Origin of the sequence: Orientia tsutsugamushi (assembly GCF_900327275.1) — a bacterium.
GTDB lineage: Bacteria > Pseudomonadota > Alphaproteobacteria > Rickettsiales > Rickettsiaceae > Orientia > Orientia tsutsugamushi.
Map to the genome: position 1 here is coordinate 1,796,506 of NZ_LS398548.1, position 21,891 is coordinate 1,818,396.

Annotated in this window: 18 protein-coding genes and 6 pseudogenes; 8 read left to right on the forward strand and 16 right to left on the reverse strand. The window is 33.3% G+C overall.

Features of this window, described 5'->3' with window-relative positions:
- The first annotated feature begins 7 nt into the window (after positions 1–7).
- From DK405_RS15160 to DK405_RS09380, 4 genes and pseudogenes are all read left to right on the forward strand, one after another.
- The gene (locus DK405_RS15160; protein ID WP_269459348.1) at positions 8–1,333 is read left to right on the forward strand and encodes a MobA/MobL family protein; all 1,326 of its coding nucleotides are present in this window, start codon (positions 8–10) and stop codon (positions 1,331–1,333) included.
- Between the two features lie 7 nt (positions 1,334–1,340).
- Positions 1,341–1,547 (forward strand): annotated as a pseudogene (locus DK405_RS16265) (AAA family ATPase); the annotation flags it as partial.
- A 483-nt stretch (positions 1,548–2,030) separates the two neighbouring features.
- Complete coding sequence (locus tag DK405_RS16270; RefSeq protein ID WP_458692825.1) at positions 2,031–2,828, forward strand: conjugal transfer protein TraA; 798 nt, start codon at positions 2,031–2,033, stop codon at positions 2,826–2,828.
- 518 nt (positions 2,829–3,346) lie between these two features.
- Positions 3,347–4,246: a hypothetical protein gene (locus tag DK405_RS09380; protein ID WP_064613337.1), complete on the forward strand. Its 900-nt coding sequence runs from the start codon at positions 3,347–3,349 to the stop codon at positions 4,244–4,246.
- Positions 4,247–4,259: 13 nt separating this feature from the next.
- Here the strand turns inward: DK405_RS09380 and DK405_RS09385 are convergent.
- Positions 4,260–4,803, reverse strand: a pseudogene (locus DK405_RS09385) (IS630 family transposase).
- A 64-nt stretch (positions 4,804–4,867) separates the two neighbouring features.
- Between DK405_RS09385 and DK405_RS14490 the strand changes: the two are divergent.
- From DK405_RS14490 to DK405_RS09395, 4 genes are all read left to right on the forward strand, one after another.
- Positions 4,868–5,263, forward strand: coding sequence for a toprim domain-containing protein (locus DK405_RS14490; protein ID WP_231967700.1), 396 nt, complete (start codon positions 4,868–4,870; stop codon positions 5,261–5,263).
- A gap of 129 nt (positions 5,264–5,392) precedes the next feature.
- The gene (locus DK405_RS15170) at positions 5,393–5,524 is read left to right on the forward strand and encodes a hypothetical protein (RefSeq protein ID WP_269459346.1); all 132 of its coding nucleotides are present in this window, start codon (positions 5,393–5,395) and stop codon (positions 5,522–5,524) included.
- Between the two features lie 13 nt (positions 5,525–5,537).
- Positions 5,538–6,089: a hypothetical protein gene (locus DK405_RS14495; protein WP_231967774.1), complete on the forward strand. Its 552-nt coding sequence runs from the start codon at positions 5,538–5,540 to the stop codon at positions 6,087–6,089.
- Between the two features lie 51 nt (positions 6,090–6,140).
- Positions 6,141–7,088 carry an Rpn family recombination-promoting nuclease/putative transposase gene (locus DK405_RS09395; RefSeq protein WP_109510692.1) on the forward strand — a complete coding sequence of 316 codons (948 nt, stop codon included), beginning with the start codon at positions 6,141–6,143 and terminating at the stop codon, positions 7,086–7,088.
- A 9-nt stretch (positions 7,089–7,097) separates the two neighbouring features.
- Here the strand turns inward: DK405_RS09395 and DK405_RS09400 are convergent.
- From DK405_RS09400 to DK405_RS13165, 15 genes and pseudogenes are all read right to left on the reverse strand, one after another.
- A pseudogene (locus DK405_RS09400) lies at positions 7,098–8,853 on the reverse strand (type IV secretion system DNA-binding domain-containing protein).
- A 5-nt stretch (positions 8,854–8,858) separates the two neighbouring features.
- A complete protein-coding gene (locus tag DK405_RS15175) occupies positions 8,859–8,993 on the reverse strand; it encodes a hypothetical protein (protein WP_269459330.1) in 135 nt (44 codons plus the stop codon).
- The gene (locus tag DK405_RS09410) at positions 8,980–10,875 is read right to left on the reverse strand and encodes a conjugal transfer protein TraG N-terminal domain-containing protein (RefSeq protein ID WP_231967775.1); all 1,896 of its coding nucleotides are present in this window, start codon (positions 10,873–10,875) and stop codon (positions 8,980–8,982) included. Before DK405_RS09410 ends, DK405_RS15175 begins: the two co-directional genes overlap by 14 nt.
- Positions 10,875–11,330, reverse strand: coding sequence for a conjugal transfer protein TraH (locus DK405_RS15510; RefSeq protein ID WP_331828126.1), 456 nt, complete (start codon positions 11,328–11,330; stop codon positions 10,875–10,877). Before DK405_RS15510 ends, DK405_RS09410 begins: the two co-directional genes overlap by 1 nt.
- Positions 11,284–12,177, reverse strand: a complete 894-nt coding sequence (locus DK405_RS09415) for a conjugal transfer protein TraH (protein WP_331828127.1) — start codon at positions 12,175–12,177, stop codon at positions 11,284–11,286. Before DK405_RS09415 ends, DK405_RS15510 begins: the two co-directional genes overlap by 47 nt.
- Positions 12,174–12,839 (reverse strand): conjugal transfer protein TraF, encoded by a 666-nt coding sequence (locus DK405_RS09420; RefSeq protein WP_410522060.1) that lies wholly within the window; start codon positions 12,837–12,839, stop codon positions 12,174–12,176. Before DK405_RS09420 ends, DK405_RS09415 begins: the two co-directional genes overlap by 4 nt.
- A 62-nt stretch (positions 12,840–12,901) precedes the next feature.
- Positions 12,902–13,033, reverse strand: coding sequence for a hypothetical protein (locus DK405_RS15180; protein WP_269459339.1), 132 nt, complete (start codon positions 13,031–13,033; stop codon positions 12,902–12,904).
- Positions 13,017–13,463 (reverse strand): Panacea domain-containing protein, encoded by a 447-nt coding sequence (locus DK405_RS09425; RefSeq protein WP_064612762.1) that lies wholly within the window; start codon positions 13,461–13,463, stop codon positions 13,017–13,019. Before DK405_RS09425 ends, DK405_RS15180 begins: the two co-directional genes overlap by 17 nt.
- Before the next feature lie 109 nt (positions 13,464–13,572).
- Positions 13,573–14,469 (reverse strand): annotated as a pseudogene (locus tag DK405_RS15870) (tetratricopeptide repeat protein).
- 486 nt (positions 14,470–14,955) lie between these two features.
- Positions 14,956–17,244 carry an ankyrin repeat domain-containing protein gene (locus DK405_RS09435; RefSeq protein WP_109510694.1) on the reverse strand — a complete coding sequence of 763 codons (2,289 nt, stop codon included), beginning with the start codon at positions 17,242–17,244 and terminating at the stop codon, positions 14,956–14,958.
- Between the two features lie 172 nt (positions 17,245–17,416).
- A pseudogene (locus DK405_RS09440) lies at positions 17,417–18,377 on the reverse strand (IS110-like element ISOt5 family transposase).
- 224 nt (positions 18,378–18,601) lie between these two features.
- Positions 18,602–20,293: pseudogene (gene traN, locus DK405_RS09445) on the reverse strand (conjugal transfer protein TraN).
- Positions 20,290–20,673 carry a type-F conjugative transfer system pilin assembly protein TrbC gene (gene trbC, locus DK405_RS09450; RefSeq protein WP_064612696.1) on the reverse strand — a complete coding sequence of 128 codons (384 nt, stop codon included), beginning with the start codon at positions 20,671–20,673 and terminating at the stop codon, positions 20,290–20,292. Before trbC ends, traN begins: the two are co-directional and overlap by 4 nt.
- A gap of 22 nt (positions 20,674–20,695) precedes the next feature.
- Complete coding sequence (traU, locus tag DK405_RS09455; protein ID WP_174197589.1) at positions 20,696–21,673, reverse strand: conjugal transfer pilus assembly protein TraU; 978 nt, start codon at positions 21,671–21,673, stop codon at positions 20,696–20,698.
- The gene (locus DK405_RS13165) at positions 21,674–21,847 is read right to left on the reverse strand and encodes a hypothetical protein (protein WP_174190469.1); all 174 of its coding nucleotides are present in this window, start codon (positions 21,845–21,847) and stop codon (positions 21,674–21,676) included.
- Between the last annotated feature and the right edge of the window lie 44 nt (positions 21,848–21,891).

The window sequence follows — 21,891 nt, forward strand, 5'->3', positions numbered from 1 at the left end:
AACTCAGGTGAGAATTGGTATTGAGATGGCTATACAGTTTGCAAGGATTGAATTTTTACGTAGAAGTGAAGGAGGTGATAGTTGTCGTAAGGCAGCGTATAATGCAAGAACTATTGTTAAAAATAAGCAGACAGGTATAAGGTATAACTTCTCTCGTAAGAAAGATAACGTATATCATACAGTGCTGATACCGGATTATGTAAATCAAGACTTCAAGAATATTCAAACATTAATGAATGAGGTAGAACGAACAGAAACAAGAGAAAATAGTAAGTTGTTGAAGGATATAGTAATAGCGTTGCCAGATGAGAAGGAGCTAAATTTAGAGCATAGAATAGAACTAACTCATCGAATAGTTGATGCAATGGAATGGGTGCAAAATGGTCTTGGAGTACAGATAGACATTCATAAGCCTCAAATAGGAGATAAAAACTGGCATGTGCATATATTGGTTACTACAAGAAGATTTAAAGAGAATGGTGAAGAATTGGGTGATAAAGCTGTTGACTTAGAGGCTAAATTTATAACAGTAAAAGGTCAGTGGCGTATTATTAAAGATTCCAAGATGATTCATGAAATAGCAAAAGAAGAAACTAATGCATATTTCGCTGAATTAGGCTTACCATATAGAGTTGACGAGACAAGCGAAGTACCTGGAAAGCATATTGGACCTCGTAGAATTAGGAATTTTATTAATGAAGTATTAAATGAAAATGAGTTACGTAAAGAGGCTCATTTGAAGATTATTAATGATGCTGACGTAATAACGGATTCTATAACACATTACAAATCTATTTTTACTAAGCAGGATGTTGAAAAAGCAGTAAAAGATATACCAGATCCAACAGCAAGAGAACAGTTAGTTCAGCAAGTGCTTAGTTCAAATAGAATACTAGAGTTATACCATGATGATGGTGAAAGTAGCAAATATTTTACGACAATTGAGGTTCGAAATGAGGAGACGAGAATAATCAGAATAGCTAATAAAATCAATAATCAGGTTTATTACAACGATATTTACAATCTTAAAAGTGATATCGAAGGTCTAGCAAATGTTAGTGAGGAACAGAAACAAGCGCTAAGTCATATTTTGCTTAGCACTAGTGGAGTTAGAGTCTTAAGAGGAAGAGCTGGTACAGGAAAATCTTATGTTTTAATAAAAGCGCATAAGCTCGCAACAAATCGTGGACAAAAAGTTATTGGTCTTGCTCCTACTCATAAGGCAGTATCAGAGCTGAGGAGCAAAGGTTATACTGAGGTCTATACAGTAAAGGGATTTTTATATAATCGAAAAAAAAATTTTTATGCAAGACAGCTTAATAGTAGTAGATGAAGCTGGAATGGTAGGTACTAAAGCTTATGCAGAGCTGTTTAGAGTAGTTAGAAACAATAATTGTCAACTGATACTTGCTGGAGATGAAAAACAGCTAGCTTCAATAGAAAGAGGTGGAATGTTTGAGATGCTGAGTAATATTTTTGGTTCACATGTTTTAGTAAATATTCGAAGACAAAGTAAAAACTGGAGCAGAGAAGCAGCAATGGAGTTTGCTGAGAGTAATATTTTAAGCGGTATAACCTTACTGAGGCAAAATAACTGCGTTAGGTTTGATAATACGTTGCAGGACTCAATGAGTAAGTTGATTTATGATTGGAGTCTAAGCAAGTTTAAGCTACATGAAAAATTGGTAATTACAGTACGTAATAAAGATGTCGACATTCTTAATTCAAGTATTAGGTCTTTGTTAAAAGCAAATGGTACGCTAAAAGGCACAGAATATGAGCGTTCTATTGATGGAAGGAAAAAGTCATATATGGCAGGAGATAGAATCGTATTTCAAAAAAGCTATAAGGATTTACAAATACAAAATAGTGAATTTGCAACTTTAACTTCGGTTAGTAAAAATAAATTTATAGCTAAGACAGACACAGGAAAAGAAGTGAGTTTTGATCCTAGTGAAATACAATTTAAACATGGCTATGCAAGTACTGTTTATAAGGTCCAGGGAGCTTCTATAAAAGATGTATACGTTTTGCATAACGGAGTAAGTAATATAAGCAGCTCATACGTAGCTATGACAAGGTATATAGAGAACTTAAAGTTATATTGCAATAAGGAAGCAACTAAAAGCATTAACAGTTTAATAAATCAGCTCAGCAGACCAAATGAGAAATCAGCTAGCATAACTCTGAAAACTGCTCATGATTTGGAGAAAGAACGGACAAAGACAACTGTTTTTAGTAAAATTGAAAACTGGTTTAAGTCTATAATCAATGATATCAATGATAGATCTCATGTGAATAAAGAATATTATCATTTTACCGCTAAACCAGAGGAAGAAGCTAAAGTAGAAAAAGTCCAGCTCAAAGATATTTCTACTCCATTATTTATGCAGATCAAAGAACAAAGACAATATGATTATGATGTAACCATTCTGTCAGCAGAAGGAAAAACGATATCAAGTTTTCAGGAAGCTGGCATTGATAGCAGAATGGTATATAGCTCAAATGTAAATAATTTAAAGTATTATCAGCCATTTCAAGGAGAAAAGATTCTTATAGCTGCAAATAATGATAAACAAAATAAAGAATATGTAAGCACTATAAACGAGGCTGCAAAAGTACTGACAAGCAAAGGAGCAATTACTAGCATCGTAATTCATTCAGAAGGTGAAGATTTTAACGAAATGCTAAAAAATAAAGGAGCAATAGCTGTTAAGGAGCTTATGATACCTGAAATCATGAAGTTAATTAATACTCAGAACGTAAAAACAGAGTCTGAACAAATTATAAAAGCTGATATAGCTCCAAAAATTGTAATTAGGAGATAAAGTTTTTACTATTGAAAAATCTAATCTTACACTGTATTATCAAAATAACTTAAGTTTGTGGTGATTAAGTATAGTATACACAATAATTGATGCAACTATAATAAAGCTAAAATAAAAGCCAGTGGACACTTGTTCTCGCGTCTCAATCTCTTGTTTAAGCCTTATAATTGCATCAATTATTGTGTATACTTGCATCTTATTTTCATATTACAGCTTTAACCAATAAATATTTAATCTACAATTATACCATCAGTATATCTTAATACTCCAATCATCGCTACTTCTTTTATTAACTATTCAAGTTAAAGTAATAGATATAAAACAGCTCGCAGTGATGTTTGTAATTCACATTATGCACTGCTAAGAGAATACTGAAAGCGTTTGAACTTTTGTAAGCTCTACATTTAACAGGAAAACTATCTCAATAATCACTTAGCAATAAAATTATAATTCAAACGGTAAAAATAGCAAATATTTATACCGCAAAACAATTTAGTGACGCGAAGGTGAGGTTTTATATGACTGACAAAATCAATGATTCAAATAATTTCAATAATATTCATAATTCAAAAACAGATATAGAAAATTCTAAAGCTAACAGCTGCAACCACAATGTGGCTGTAAAGTTGATAAATGGTGATATTGCTGATGGTATAGTGCTACTTAGTGATAATAATAGCTTGAGAGCTGATAATACTCTAAAAGAATCAATAAACCAATTAATCAATGATTGGAAGAATAGTAAATTTGAGCTGCAGGATCGTTTGATAATTGCTGGCCATAAAGAAGCTGAAAATATTAATCAACACATCAGAAACTACATGAAGGAAAATGGTGCTCTGAAAGGTACAGAATACAGCATTTTAATTTCAGGAGCTGAATCAAAAAAATATGCTAACTACATGGCTGGAGACCGAATTGTATTTCAAACAAACGATAAGGATTTACAAATACAAAACAGTGAATTTGCAACTCTAGTATCAATTGATGAAAGTAAGTTTGTAGCTAAGACAGATACAGGAAACGAGGTAAGCTTTGATTTGAATAAAATAAGCTTTAAACATGGATATGCTACAACAGTTTGTAACCCACAAACAGCTGTCAAAAAAGATGTATATGTTCTTCATAATAATGGTGTAGGAATAGAAAGTTCTAACATAAGCATGATAGGGAATGCAGAGCAAGTACGGCTGTACTACAATGTGCAAGCTACAAAAAATGTTGCTAACCTAATAGAGCAGCTTAGCACAGCTAAGACAGACTCTATCAATTCAAAAGAGGAGAATAATGATGTTCAAGCAAATGAAGTAAGGCAATATCAATCTGCTCAAAACTATAGAAAAAACGATTATTATTCAAATAGCGAGGAAGAACTACAAAAATTGAGGGATGCAATAGTTGATAGAGCAATAACATAGGAAATAGGTACAATCAGATAAACTTCATTAAGTGTTCTACAGCAATGCTAATATCTTTGAATTGAGCAGTAACTTTTCTTATTTCGTTCTTAATCTTAAACCAATAATGTTCTATAGGAATTAAATCTGGACTATATGTAGGTAAGAATAGAATACTGCAGCCAACCGATTCTATTAATACTTTAATTATAGTGTTCTTATGAAAGTTGATATTATCCATAATTACTATTTGTCCAGGGGCAATTCTTTGATTAATATAGTTTCTACATAAGTTGTAAATATTGCTTTATTACAATTTCCTTCAAATATTACTGGTGCTATAATTTGATTATTACAAAGCCCTGCTATCATACTGACTCTGGATTTATGTTGATAAGCTTCATTGCTATAACATCTAGTACCTTTTATACTCCATCCATATTCTCTACAAGCATTATCCTCCTATATATCGTATTACGACTTATATTGAATATTTTACATGCTTTAACAATTGATGGTCCTTCATCTAGCGCTTTGAATAGATTCATTCTTAAATCATAACTGTATCTTCTTGCCATTATTTATCTATTATTTTTTATACTCTTTTCATATTAGCATATTATGTACCTATTTCCTACGTTCGTGCTATATCTAAATTTGGCAGGAGATAAGGCGAATATTTCAATTAACAGAAGATCTTTCAGTAAAATCAGCGGATCGTTCATAACAATCGCAAAGCGAAATGCGAATGACCCTAATATAACAATTATAGCAGAAGGCGCTGAAACAGCATTGAGCTTGCAGCAATCAGGCATTAAAGGTAATATCATTGCTAGTGCAGGAATTGCGAATTTGAGAAATTATTCACCATTTCCTGGTGAAAAAATCATCATTGCAGCAGATAATGATAGCAAAAATCCTATAACTAATAATACTGTAATTAAAGCTGCAAAAACGTTAGAAATGAAGGGAGCGATAACTTGTATAGTCAAACCACCAGAAAATGGTGATTTTAATAATCTGTTGCAAAGTTGTTGAGACCAGTCAATTAGAGACATTATAGAACCTGAAATTACTAAACTGACTAAGGCAGTTGAAACAACCAAACTTACTCAAACAGAAAATAATAGTATAGCAAAACAAAATGATATTACGAATGTTAAAGAATTGTATAATAAATCATCATCTCTATACTACTTTAAACAAGAAGAGGAAGCTAAGGTGGAAACGATAGTAGTTAATAAATATTCAGAAAACCATACAGGAATTTATAGTTCAAAAATCTTTAATAATTCATAATTTAAGGGCAAATATGGTTTTTGATGAAGAGACTCAAAAATCCTGGCCTGCACTCACTATTTTTGTTAAAAATGACAAAGATGAAATTACTGGAGCTAAGATATTAGCTCTGAATTCAAAAACATGTAATAAAGATGATATTCCAGAAAAATCTGTTGGTACAATTAGTGGCTCATTTGCTGAAATTGCTCAACAAAATTCAAAATATTTACCTGTAACAATTATTACAAAAGATATTGAAACAGCGTTAACCATTCAACAAGCTGGAGTCGAAGGCAAAATCTTATGTGCAATTGAAGCCGAAAATTTGCAAAACTATAATCCTGGCCCAAAAGAAAAGATCATTCTAGCAGTTAAAAATGACGTAAATACTGAAAAAGCCGAAAAAGTTCTGGAGGATAAGGGAGCAGTAGTTTGTACAGTCAAAAATGACTTCAATAATGTATTAAAAACTCAAGGATTATATGCTGTTAGAAATATTATCAGCCCTGAAATAAGAAAACTTAATGAAAAAATTGAATCAATACAAACTAATATACAATCAGGATTATGTCCGAAACACTAGGCAGAGTATGACACAGCATTTTTTATTTAAAAAACTATAGAGTGAAAAAATATGACAAAACAATTAAAGCATGATTCATTGGCAAAGACAATCATGAGTGATCCAGTGGCTGCACAAGAATTTCTAGAGTATTATTTACCAATGAATTTCAAGAGTTTAATAGATTTATCACAAATAAAAGTAGAGCAAGAGAGTTATATAGAAGAATCGTTAAAGAAAAAATACAGTGATATCGTCTATAAAGTTGCAACCAAAAAACATGGCAATGCTTTTATTTATATATTAATTGAAGCTCAATCAACCGTCGATTATTGGACAGCTCTGCGGTTATGGAGATACACATTGTTATTGTGCGAAAGGCATAAGAAAGAAAAAACTAAATTACCATTAGTGTATAATTTAGTGATCTACAACGGCAAAGAAGTCTACAACGCACCTAGGAATTTGTGGGATTTATTTACCGATTCAATGATAGCTAAGCAATTAATGACCTCTGACTATCAATTAGTCGATTTACAAAGTATGTCGAATGATGAAATTGTTAGGAAAAAGCATATCGGAATGCTCGAATATATGCTAAAGCACATTCATCAACGAGATATGTTAAAGCTTTGGGAAGAGTTTCTAATAAAGTTCAAACATGTTTTAATACTTGATAAAGAAAAAGGCTATATTTACCTAAGATCATTTTTATGGTATACTGATACTAAATTACTAGAGAGTCAGCAACCAGAATTAGAGCAGGTTCTGGCTAAGTATTTATCTGAAGAAGAAAAAGGTAATATTATGAGAACTATTGCTGCAAAATATATTGATGAAGGCAGAGCTGAAGGTATAAAGCTTGGTGAGACTAAAGGCAGAGCTGAAGGCAGAGCTGAAGCCGCACAAGGGCTTGCAAGAAACTTATTAAAAGCTGGCTTTTCAGTTGAATTTATTTCTGAAAATACTGGATTGTCAAAAGAAGAAGTGATTAATTTAAAAAATAACATAGAGTATTAATTTTTCGAATTAATACTCTACTAACTTAAGTTTTTTGAGCAATTTATATTCACAAACAAAAGCTGTATTTAAGTTTTGTAGCTGCATAGTTAGTTTTGTGATGGGAAAGTTACCGGCAAGCTTTACATAACATGTAAGGTCTGGTAGGTTCATAATTTCAGATGGCATAACTAAAATCTTTTTACGCTCAACATTATTCATATTTACCCCATCTCGCATAGTATTTGATCCATATGACAAGTTCTCTTGAGTTTCAATAATTTCTTGCTCACCTAGTGTTAATGCTGATTTATAAGCTGTAACCTGATCGCTAACTCGAAAAATAAATTTACTATTAAACAAATCCAGCATAGAAGCACATTCAGCAGCCCCATATATTGCTTCTAATTGATGAATATTCTGCAATCCAGCAACAAAGCAGCCTCCATACTTTCTACTTTCAGCTAAAGCAACTGGTAAAGACGAAACTTTTTGTAGAGCTGGAAGTTCATCAAGTATAAACCACATGTTTTTGTTATCATGATTAGGATTTCTACACATCAAAGCCTTGATAGCTATGCTTATCCAGGCTGAAATAAGTGGGCATAAAGTAGCTCTTTGATTTGGGTTAGCTGTGATAAATAGCCAGCTAGTTTCATTTGAATTACTAAACCATTCTTTTATGCTAAAACTACCTCCAGGCTTTAAATATTGTAGCGAAGTAATATTCTTTCCAAGCGTAGACTGAATTCCTGCAGAAGTTTCGAGCGCGCTTTCACTTATAATACCTGATACAGCAGTGTTTCTAAAAGCTTTTGCAAATTGTCTATTATCAGAGTAAATGATTGTATGAATTAGTTTTATGATATCTTTATCATCCTTATATAGCTTCAACGCTTCAGACAAGACTAATTCAGCATTTTTAGCAAAAAAGTCATCAAGTTTAGGAGTATAATTACTAAAACTACTAGCTATATCATGAAAATCAGCTGCTTCAAAACAATCATTCCAAGGCAACCATTGTTCACTATTTTTTTCTAAAGGATTAAGCAGTTTATCACATTTAGGATCAAAAAATCTATCAGTAAAAGCTCCAGTTGTGTCTACAATGATTGCTCGATCTTTGTGTAATCGAATTTGTGGCAGCAGTTCATTAAGCATATTAGTTTTACCAGTACCTGTTGTTCCAGTAATAAGAATATGTAGTCTTTCACTATTCTTTACTAATGGCAAGCCTCCAAAACGGATTTTCGAGGCCTTTTTAGCGCTTTTTAGCATTTTAGATAGGGCATTTGCACTCTACAAAATCAGCACCTCTAATTTTGGCCTTAATAATCGTGTTTTTGCCTTGAGCAGTAAAGAAAACAATTGAGATTATCACACCAATAGTAAAAACAATTAATCCTTCTAACAATGCTGAATTGATTAAGAATTCCCATAATTGCTGTATTTTAAATCCATGTTTGCCTGTATAAAACTCATGCAAAAAGTCTTGAGCATTGAGGTGCATCCATTTTTTAAACCTTAAACTATAAAACTTAATGCCTATTTGATCGATATCATAAAAATGCTCACCAATTGCTAGCTTAAGCTGCACATATCTTTCAATTGCAAAATAATACAAGCTGCTCAGAAAAACTTTTTGATATAATCGACATATAATCCAGAATATCGATAATCCTAATCCAATTATAAAAACGTTGGTACTACCTTGCCCAAACATTCTTAACTTATGGGCAAATAACTGCGAGCCCCTGGTGAAATTTCCTTGATTCTGAAAATTCATCTATCTCAAGAGTATTTTTTCAATATCTGTAGTTTTTGCTCATACTCTTTTACTCCAGTAAAATTCTTCAATTCTGTTAACCTTTTTAACATTGTTTCATGTTCTGCAATGATATTTAGTATTAAATCACCACACCCCACCTCCAGCACTAGTACTAGTACTACTACTTTTACTGTGGCTAGTACCTGTATACTCAGTAGTAGCAATGCTACTAGAACCAACCTTCTGCAGAGCTTGGTATTCACTCTCAGTTAGACCTATATACAGAGCTTCATCATGAGTTATCCTGTCGGCTATTTCCATGGTAATGGAGTTTCCTGTTGAAATAAGATTGGACTCTTTTTTTGTCAGTGAATCAAGATTGCTCTGTGAACGCACAAACTGGTTTTGATATCCAGATTGTAGCAGTGCAGAAGAGCGGTAGTTATCTAATAATAAATCTACGTTTTTATTTATAATTTGTCGACCATCATCCGTTGTAGTGACTTTTATACTACCATCATTGATAATAGCAGCCATATGTAATGAAGGAGCTAGGTTTTGTTGAGAAATAGTTCTATTGCCTATGCTGTAATTATCCATACTCAAGTTATTGTCGACTATATTACTTCCTAAGCTGCTAGCAACTTGTATAGGAGAGAACTGGCTGGCTAAGTTAGCTGTAGCATGAGCGCAAGCTTTTATCACTGACCAAGAAAGCATTGGTATTGATGATGCAAGCATTTGAAACGTCGCATAGCTATATAAAATCATCTCTGCAAAGCTTCCTTGCGATAGCATATTCAGACCATAATCACTACCGAAAGCTCCAGATTTACTGGATAAGCTGATCATTCCTAGACAATGGATTATTGTAAAAAATACTGGCCAGCTGCTGACCCATATTATTAATAGAATCCATGTTTTGAGTATGTTGTAACCACCAGGCAGTAAGCCCATTGGAAATACAATAAAGATCATTGAAACTACTAATGCAAAAAAAACAGATTGTAAAATAGGCATCATGTGAGCAGCCATTTCCCCAGCGACTAGATACGAAAATGATTGTTGAAAGAGCCCTCTGATTGCATGCATACTCACCAGATTAGGATAAATTCGTGATAATGAAAACTTCTCACGCCAGTCATCATATGACTCACGATTAGCATTAAGTAGCATAGCTTGCTTCATCCATTCATGAATGTCTTGTTGCTCTCTCTGTAAATATTTTAGTGTGTCGCCAGTCATGACTTTTAGTCTTTGACTTAACATGCTTGACTGATCAGATTGAACTCCAATCGCTGCTGCGAACTTTGTTAGAAGCCCTTCATTTAATTCTTTATGAATTGCTGCTTTAATCAATGGAGTAGCTTGTCTGCATGTCTTGAAACTAATACCTAAATTACTAGGCTCACGATAATAAATACCGAAATTATTAGGTATATTCTGCTCGATAAATCCTATAATGTCATTAGTTTGTTGAGCAGCTGCTTTTTTGCCTAGAATATTACCTATGATGTAAGGCTTCATAAAGCATTGTCTAAGAAATTCCTTAGTATTAGTTAAAGTTACTGGATCATGTATTTGCACATCTCGAATCTTAGCTACAGCCTTAGCTCCAAACATAATACCAGTTTTTCTGCTTGATAGTCCTTCATAAGCCGGTAAAAGATGATTTTCCAACATTTTGGACACAAAGTAACTCGTTTGCGATGAAAGAGAAGCAAACATTGCAATACCTATCGGAATATTATCAACTTTTACTGGTGCACTCATTGATACCTCATCCTTGAGCCAAACAGTAGCTTTGGGGGCAAATAACAGCGTAAAAATAAATATCGATGGAAAGAACCACTCCATAGCAAAGATGCCGATATTTCCTCTAAAAATAGCCCTAGTAGCAGCCCATATGCCGCCAATAGTCAAGGCTAAGTGGCCTACTGGAGTGAAGTATTCGCTATTTGAAGCAAAGACTCTGCCTATGCCGTTAAACACATGCCATAACAGATCTCCACCACCAAATGTGTATATTACGTAATCCATTAACTTTTCTCCTTCGCTATTAAATGCTGCTCTATTAATCTAGCCCTTTTATCTATTCGACTTGCATCTGTTTGTAGGCTAGTCCATTTCTCATTTGCAAAAAGTTGTACCCGATTCAATTCCTTCAAATATCTTTCTAAATGTTCATTCGAAACTTGCTTAGCACCTAGTGAAGTAACGGCTCTACGTATTTCGGTGATTACTTCCTTCAAATGCTGAACTAATGTATAGCTAGCTATTAATTCTGATGAGCTATCTAAAATTGTGACTCCAGAAATAGCTTCTAATATGATATAATCATAAATTGGGAATATATCTCCAATCGAAGATAAAAAGGCTATTTCATGGTCACTAAATTCAGTATTCTTACCAAATTTAATTTTTAGATTAGTCAATTGTTGTTTAGCTTTACCTGCATAAGATTTCTCTGGTGATATTGTGATATTTCGTCGCAAGCGTTGAATGCAAGCAACTGACATTATCACAACTGTAAATCGAGGCTGATTCTCCGCCTTTTAAATGACTAATCCAACTTTTTTCATCCTGAGCTAATGAGTCATAAAAGTGTACATTATTGTTTGTAACCACGATAGTGCCAGTCATAGACATGATTGAATCACGCATATTTGATGGTATTCCAACCTTCGCTGCTGCTTTAGTGAAGATGTTATAATCATCAAGCATTAACTCTGAATCCTTATTTTGTGCTTGTCGCAGAGCTTGTTTTTGGGCTAAATCATTACGACATTTTTTACCAGCAGCAAAATAATCAAACCCGCTGTGTGACTGTATATCACGGCAAACAGCTTCTCTCATAGCCCAGTTCTTTGGTAAAGCTGTAGCAAATAATGCTTTTGTTAATTCGCAATCTCCCTTAGCAAATTGATTCATCTCCATTGCTAGATTACGTAAGTCCTTGAGAGCGTTCTCAATCTGTGGAGCAAATGTTTTTAATCCTAATGAAAATGCATAAACTTTAGCTTGAGAACCAATATTCTTCATTAGTTGAACTAATTCTTCTCCAGAAATAACAGAGAAACTACCAAGATAGGCGTCAATACCGCTACAGCTCATGTTTAAAGATGGTGGAGTTATAGCAAATGGCTGAAAGGATGTTTGGCTTGTTCTGGCAGATAATCCGCCAGCCGCATAATATCCAGCCGCTTGATTCTGATATGATCCAGATCTAGTAACATTAACACTCATTCCTTGAAATACGTTTTCGATATTCCAAGCTAGTGATACTAGAGCTTGTAGCAAAAATAATGCTGCAATAACATAAACTCTGATTTTGATGCTCATCTAGTCTCCAATTTATGATAATATCTATCGATTGCTAGAATATTGTCGATAATTTTATTCTCAGAGATTATGCCTCTAGCTACTGAATATATTTTTTTACCATCGCTAGCTACTAGATATAATACAGGTACAATATGCTTAGGATTTAGTTTATTAAGCAACTCATTATTCTTACTGACAGCTAGCAACTGAAATGCATATTTATTAGCAAAGCCCTGAACAATAGGCATAAAGGCCTTACAGAGCAAGCAATCTTCTTTAACTTGCAGAATCAAGCCCCAGTTTTTAGCAATGTTTTTGAGTTTTAAGTCGTTTTTCTGCTCTGATTTTTCTTGATATAGCTTTCTATGTAAGCTATTAGATGGCTCATGAGCATTAATCAGTTGATAATCAAGTAGAGTAGCTAATTGCCACATAGTAGCAAACTTATGAGCCTTCTCCATGATTTGCTTCTGTAGCCTTTGAGCTGTAATCACATTTTCGAGCGTTGGATTATCAAGCGCTATACGCTGAGCTCGATTAAATTGCTCCTTTAATTCCTCGATTCTATGGTCATGAGCCCTACATATCAACTTAGAACTAGATTCAGTAAGCTCATGACCATGTTTATCATTGTACCATAAAAACCCTGTTGGCAAAGAGTTAGCAGTAGCTAATTCCATCGACAAGTAACCAAATAGCGCTATTATTACCGATAAGTGTATTGCATTCATTGATCTCAATCCTAAGGAACTCCACTATCATAGTTCATCCACCATTGATCTTCAGCATTTACTATTTCTGCAGTATCTTTTTTTGAAACAGGTAAAAGATAATCTTCAATATTTTTTATATGATTTTTAAAAAATATTCTCATCTCTTTTTTTAGTAATCGCACGGCTAGGGCGTATAATGGCTTGTTGCCAAATAGAATGCAAATGTGTTAAGTCACGCAAATAAGATGCTGTATGTTCACCATAAGAAGAATATATTTTATAAATTAACTCTTTTTGTTGATTAGTATAAATACTGAAATCTATTTCTCCTGGAGCAGGAATTGCATTAGCTTCAAAGCCGCCAAATATCGAACGTAAATGACGTACTACATGCCCATTTTCCAAAGCTTCAATATCTTCTTTAAAAAGAGGCTTATCAAATAAAGCTAGATGCACACCTTGGGCAAAATACACTAATTTTTGCAGTTTCAATTGAGTTATTACATCTCCTGCTTCTCTATCAACCAATACCAGAAAATAGCTAGCAACATCAAAACAACTCAATAACTCACCCTTTTGTTGTATAGTCATGATTTTATTATTATATCTTATGACTATTTTATAACAATTTGTATCACAAATAAATCATGATAATGCCTTATAATACCTGCTTATTACAGATATCATTTAAAAATCAAGATTACTTTATAATACCTGCAATTTCTTGTTTGAGTATATTTATTAACTTATATGCTTCTACCTTATTAGGATCATATTTAATAGCTAGATTACAACTTTCTATTGCTTCTTGATATTGCCCTAGTTCATATAAACAAACTCCTTTATAAAAATAAGCATCTCCATAATTAGGATTATACTTAATAGCTAGATTATAACTTTCTATTGCTTCTTGATATTGTCCTAATTCATCTAAACAAATCCCTTTATTATTATATGCTTTTGCATCATTAGTATTATACTTAATAGCTAGATTATAACTTTCTATTGCTTCTTGATATTGTCCTAATTTGTCTAAACAAACTCCTTTATTATAATAAGCATCTCCATAATTAGGATTATACTTAATAGCTAGATTATAATTTTCTATTGCTTCTTGAAATTGTCCTAATTTGCCTAAACAAACTCCTTTATTATTGTATGCTTTTGCATCATTAGTATTATACTTAATAGCTAGATTATAACTTTCTATTGCTTCTTGATATTGTCATAATTCGAGTAAACAAATTCCTTTATTATAATAAGCTTCTGCATCATTAGGATTATACTTAATAGCTAGATTATAATTTTCTATTGCTTCTTGATATTGTCCTAATTTATCTAAACAAATTCCTTTATTATAATAAGCTTCTGAATAATTAGCTTTGTACTTAATAGCCGAATCAAAATTTTCTATTGCTTCTTGATATTTGTTTAACTTAAGAAATGAAATTCCAACATAAAAATGTTTTTCTGCTAACATAGCTTTATCCCGAATTAATTTCTGTTGTACAGGTTGATTGTTGTTTCGTTTTGATGCAATGGTTGTATTTAACAGTGTTAATAATAAAACAGCTGTTATATATTTTACAAATTTCATATGATTATTAATTACCCTTTAAATTTTTGATTAGCTACTGAACACCAAATAATTACTAAATTATAGGTGTTACAATTAATCCTTCTTTTATATTTTTTTTCAGTCTTATCAATAATACTATCAGAAATTCTATTAATATTCTTTATTTTTTTATTATTACAACCAGTTATAACAAATTATATTGCATTAAATATGTGTGATTTTCTATAGGTAAAAGCATTGATATAAAGTCAATAGATACCGTGTTAAAAATCAAGAAAAGAAATAATAATTTTATAAAAAAGATGTAAGTTTTTATAAAATTATTATTTTTGCTGGATTGAAAGATTGGGATTAAAATAGAATTATAGTCATTTACAATGAGGATTGAGCATAGAAAAAAGAGATAATAGCATCATAAGATTTAGCAAAATGAGTAAAATGAAATATTACTGTGACATAGATACTCTATTCGAAAAGTATATAACATAACTGTTTTATACTGGTTCAGCTATTATAATGCTGTTCATGCTCCATCGTGCCACTGAAGTCGCAGCCAACGTCGTCGTCATCGCTGCTAAGACTTGCTTCTGTGCTCTCATCATCAGGCAGCAGTTGCTCTGGCCACATGGTCATATATTCCTCCGGAATTTTACCAGCATTGTTAGTTGGAACATTTTGTAGAATATCATTATTACTGTCAAGCTTTTGCAAGAGGCGGTTAAGCGATCCTAGCATTGCAATAATATGTATTGGAGTACTGCCATTAAGTTTATCTTGTATGATGTAACTTGCTTCTAATTCAATTAATGTAATCATTGAATCAATATCTGAAACACCAGCTGATATATGCATGGCTGTTTCCCCAATACGATTAACTGCAGAATGAATTGCCCCATTCTCAACCAACACATGCATGACATTGCAATTTTTAAATGCAGCAGCAATATGCAAAGGTGTATATTGTGTATGTTGATGATCACTTATTGCTGTCAGTTTAGCTATTGACGTTCTGTCATTGGTTAACACCGCATCTGTTATCATCTGGTCTGTAATTTCCGTTTTCCCAGTAACTGGCTTATTCACGTCTGCGCCTAGCTTTATCAATAGATCTACAGCTTCATTGAAACACCATTGTATAGCTCTATGTAATGGAGTATATCCACCACAATCTACAGAGTTTACATCAATATACCTAGCTAAGAAATCGATTGTTTTTAATTTACCTCGCACGCCATACTTTTCGAACATGGGATGCAAAACTGCGTAATGCAATGCTGTTTGCCCATCATTAGTTTTTACGACTGGGTTTGCATGACATGATAACACCAAGTGTTTTACTACTTCAAATACACCAGATTTTGCGGCAGTAAAAATCACTGGTATATCTGATTCATCGTATACATTAACATCAGCATGATGACATGTTACGAGGTATTCAATATTGCGTATGTTCCCAGATTCTACAGCCTCCATAAGCCTTGCTTGTGGATTACTAATACTAATAGTGCGATCGAATACAGACATATCATAGTCGCCTGATGCCATCATTAATTCTAAGTCTGTATTATCTTCTTCACACGAATCTTCATTTGACGAATTTTCATTGGTAACTGATGCTCCAGCTGCAATTAATATATTAGCTATTTTGGGATTACGTTTACATATAGCAGTACGTAGTAGGCTTCCATCTTCATATGATGTCTCATTGACATCAGCTCCAGCTACAATTAATGCTCTCAGCATGAAGGCTTGATCTGTGTATTCTTGATTTATGTCTTTTATGTCTTTTATGCCTTTCGTTTCCAATACTAGACGCATAGGAGAGCATTTGTGACCATTTAATTGATTAGGATTTATATTATATGTGCCTCTTGCAGCTAACAATTCAATAAAGCTATCAATAGATCTACTTTGTATTGCATCGTGCAAAGGCCATTTATTTGACAATTGGAATAAGGGTGCCAGTGATCGCTCCAGTCCTGCAACACGTAATAATTCCGGTATTTTAGTATCACGACCTTCGTACGACTGTGCTAACTTTACATGATAATCTGCTTCATCGTCTGTGTAATCAAGCAGAGTTACATGTCTCAGCAACTCGACAACTACGTCAACATAGTTACCAGTTATTGCATGACACAGAGGTGTATCCAGCTTCCCTTTTATCAGCTTTCCTTTTATGTTTGCACCATGATCGATTAAAACCCTCATAACATCTGGAGATTGCACATAGTGCGTTGGTAGCAAAGAACTGTTGTTTAGAATATTTACATTAGCACCGCTGTTTATCCACAAAAGCGCAATTTTAGGAGCTGCACTAAATAACGCAATATGCAGTGGTGTATCTCCTTTGTTGTTCTGAATATTAATATCAACATCTGTCCCACTCGTTAGTAATGTTCTCGCAGAGTCAAAGTGCACATCTCCACTATCTGACAACATATGTGCAGCTGTATTAGAAGAATGCCTGCTCATAACATTAACAGGCACACCAGCTCTAATTAGGAGATACAATACTACTGGCAAGTATTGCTGATCTATCCACGCTATTGCGGCATGTATTGTAGTGCGACCACTCTCGGTTATCCTTGTTGAGCTCTCTGGATCAATATGAATCCTAGATACCAAGTTTTCAATATCATGAATATTACGACAATAGCGTATTAAATCAAATATACTATCATCACTATCATCACTATCACTACTTTTTCCTGAATTGCTACTACTTCCTGAATTTATACTTGATTCAATATCACTGTCATCAGTGTCATCAGTGTCATCACTGTTGCGCATAATGTATCCACCTCACTATAATTGTAAATTTAGTGTTCAAGCGTACAAGGTTTTATTATTCATTGCAATAGCTAATTTCTTACTATCATTAAAAATTTGAATAGATACCGTGATAAGAATCAAGAAAAGAAATAATAATTTTATAAAAAAGATGTAAGTTTTTATAAAATTATTATTTCTGATTGATTAAAACATTAGGATTAAAAGGAGAATTATGCTTTAAAACACCATAAATGATATGTAATAACTTACGCATAGCGGCAATAAGGATAAGCATTTTGGGTTTGCCAGTATCAGACAAACGTTGAGAAAATTGCTTGATAATACAATTATGTCTTAAGGCAGACATAGCAGGCATATAAAAAGACTTACGTAGATCTGAATTACCAGTTCTAGAGATTCTACTAGCACCCCGCACGGAACTGCCAGATTGACGATGCTTAGGATTAAGACCTACAAAAGCTACAACTTGTTTAGCAGAACTAAATTTCTCAATATCTGCTAAAAAAGCAAGAACTACAGCCTGTGTTTTTGCTCCTATGCCTGGTATTGACTCAAGCCTTATTATGAAGATCTGTGTTATTTTTAATATGGTCATTGATTAGTTGTTCAATTTCTTTAATTTGCGTTTCAAGAAATTCAATATGCATTTGAATATTATTAGCAATTGCTTTAGAAGCTCCTTCTAATCTATTTGTTTCTTGTGTTTTATGCTTAATTAAAACATTCAGGCGATTAACTAGCTGCTGTAGTTCTTGAATATAAAGAGGCTGTGGATACCATGCTTCCGGTTTCATTGCTTTGCAAAAATCTGCTATTAATACACTGTCTGCTTTATCTGTTTTTGTACGACTAAGTTTACTCATTGCAAAACCTTTAATACGGGCAGGATTTACTACGCTTACTTTATAACCATAATCGTACAGATATTTAGCTAAATTTTTCCAGTAGATACCTGTTGCTTCCATACAAACATGTCCAGTTCCTCTGCTTTTTAACCATGTTACTAATTTGTTAAACCCTTCAGAATTATTATTAAATTTTCTTGTTTGAACTTTATTATTAATTAACACAGCTGCATCAAATGTCTCTTTAGAAACGTCAATTCCTACAATTATACTATTCATAATCACCAAATTTTATGTTAAATATCTCAAAACCAACCTTGTAAATACAGGCTTTTTGCCTAAGAATACCGTCCGGTTTTTAATTAAAAAAGCTAGTTACTTATCTATAGAACAGGCTATTAGCCTTAGGAACGCTACTGTATACTAGCTTTCTTTTGTGCTATTGCTATAATCTTTTATTTTATTGCAATTTCACTTATTTTTATCATACAAGGAACTAGCTATAGTATTTAATGACGACTTTGTTGCATACGATGAACTTTATCTTTGATTCCTGCAATAATGTCTTTGTTCATGCTGTTTTGAGCCTTAGTGAGTATATCACCAAATAGTTCATCCATATTGATTTTAGTGAAATCAACTTTTTATAATTCCTTAACAGTAAGGCCTCTACAATTTGGACATTCAGGTGTTCCAAAGTCTATTTTTAGCTGTTTTCTTGCTTCTTCCTGAAAAATTCTAGCAAGTTTCGACTGAAAGCAGCAATAAGTAGACTTTCTAGCTAAGCAAATACCTAATATCGGAATTCTTGAAGAACAGTAGGTTCCAATATAGTAGCAGTAACCTTTTTTTCTATATAGAGCTAATTCTTGTTCCTTAGATTTGCATTGTGATAAGCCTATATCACGCCCCCAGCCAGTCATTGAAGAGCAGCAATTCAAAAAACTAAATACATCTTTTTTGCATTTGCGATGTTTTCCTGAAAATACAGAAACAGGATTTGTTTTAATGTCTTTGCTCATCTGATTTAGCATCGCTATATGAGCTACTTTAGCTATATCCCTGTTTGGTATAATAGTTGGAGTATTGCAATTGCCTCCTAAACAAAAGATTGAGTTATTACGCAATGATGAGTGTAGCATTGTTTGCTTCTCAGTTGAACAGCTATAATCGTGCTGCCATAGTAAACAAATATTTGCTACTGATTTTTGGCAAGTGCTGTTTTTTAATTCGCAATTTTGAATTTTAAGGTGTTTGCAACCATCTTTTGGATCGCTAGTACAAGAAAAAACAATCTTTTGTTTCCAATATGGACGATTGACTTTAAACTTGTCAAAAAATACTCTATCACCACCATCATAGTTGATTCTATTGACCTCATAGCATTCGTTACTTTCTGTTAATTGCTCAAGTTCAGGGTTTAAAACTTTCCAATATTCTGCTACTTTCCTTAGTTCTTGAGTCTTATCTCTGTAGTCATAGTGAAGTATACATATTTTTTCATTTACTTCTAATAACAAATTTCTACCAACATGGTGTATAGATGCACCAAGCCTATTAGCAATAGCCCATTTCATTTGTTTTACAATTGCTTCGGGATCATCTGCTAGGCAGTATACTTGCGCATCTAATTCATCATCATAGACATCGCTACGACTATTAATCCAATTACTATGATTCTCCTTTATTTCTTCTGTTGCAAATTCCATTTGCCGGCTTTGCCATGGAAGCCATACATTCTCTAATTTGCACTCAACGTTTAATTCTCGAATAAGTTCAATATTGAACTTACTGCCTTCAGTACAACTTTGAATAATTTCAGTATTAATTTTACTTGTCTGAGTTACGAAGTTACTGCTATCAAGGGCACTTAAAGGATCAGATTCAATTCTCATTGAATTAGCTATCATATAATTTTGATCGTTGATATTATGTTGAGTTAAGGCATTGTTTTTACTGTTTTCAGCTTGAAATAACATTGCCCCACTTTCTGTACTAAGCTGATTACGGCCATGGTAGGTTAAATCTTCATCATTATTAGGATAATTAACATTACTACCTTGATGAAATAATTCTTGTGTATTTGAAGAATTTCCAAGATTTACATTATAGTTGCTAGCTTCATTATAACTGCTTTGCATTGAAGCTAAACAACAATTGATGTTCAATATTATCAAAACTAGTACTATAAGTTGCTTCATGGAGTATTCTCATTCATAATTTCTAATGCTGTTGCTAAAGGAATATGGCCAGTTAATTTCTTGGTTAATCCTCTTTTTTCATCATCTATTACTATCACTGGTACAACATCAACCTTATATTTCTCAAACAAGCTAGGATCTATATCGAAGCTAATATCAAGCTCCATAGTTTTATTCTTTGTTTGTGTAAATGAGTTATTAATTAACCCACGCATAACTAATTGAGCTCCGACCTTTTGAGACTCAGCAAAATAGCTTTTTAAAGCCTCATCACTCATTGAAAATGAGACAAAAATAAAAGTTTTTTGCTTGTCCAAAAAAAAAGCATTAGCATTATTAACAAATAATAAAACCATCAACATCATTACTCGTATAACCATATTCCTCTCCAAGCTTTATAAATCAAAGCAAACAACAATCTCTTTTTCGCCAAATCAAGTAACCAAAATCTTCACCATTAACTGGAAATTCTCTGCCGGCTTGCCATGTAGCTTCTGTTTGACCTATGCTCTTGCAGGATTTTGTTTCTGGAATTGGATAAGTCATTTGTAGTCGATATTGGCTTTTCTTGATGATAGGCATAGGATACTTACCACATAGGCCTTTATAACCATAATATCCCCATAACATCAGTTGCCTATGCATCTTAGCCATAAATTTACTTACCATTAATACAGATGTTCCAACTCCACCATTATGCGCTGCAGCTGTTCCAGTAAAAGGGTAAAGCATTCCTTGACATCCAGCACACCAAAAAGCATAATCACTTGCTAATAAACCAGCGCTACAACTCATGCAATCAGCTATACATGCTTGATAAGCAGCTACATTTTGAAACAACAACGTTTCTGGATTTAAAATCGCAGATTTAGCATCATCACTCCATAATGGATCAAACTCTGTTAAATATGCTATATCGACTGCAGCCATTTCCAGACAAATAAAATCAAGCAAAATTTCCAGCCAGTAAATCACGGGATAGACATACCAATGAATGTGGTAAAAAGCACTTCCTTCAGCCTCATCTTTCATGCCTTTTTGAGTAGCAGTTCCAAATGACAAACCTCCAAGACTTACCATACACATTGGTGACTTTGTAACGTCTACAAGGCGTACTGGCTCCCAAAATCCTACCGGAATACCAGGTATAGGCACTGGAATCCCTGGCTTAGGACAAAGACATATAAGTCTACCAGAAGCATTAGTATCAGGCATTGAACTACTTACTACCTTAAATCCAGCTATAGTAATTGGAAACAAGCACTTCCAACACACATCTGTTATAGGATTTACAAATCTTCCAACACATCCAGCAGCTGCATAACAGTTATTAGCTGTTATAGACATTACTATCGCAAACAAAATTACCAGTTCCTTCACTCACTTTGCTTGCATTGATGAAATTTTACGAAGAAGTTTTGGATATCTATTTCCTGGAATTAAATATAAAGTTTCACCACCTGGATTTACTATCTCTTGTATTTCACCTCGTAGCGTATTATTAACTATTTTAACTAGATCTTGTTCTAATTGCTGCAATTTCCAACTTTTCATATAAAACCTTCTTTTAAGTTGAATTTAGTAGTATATTGAGTTAT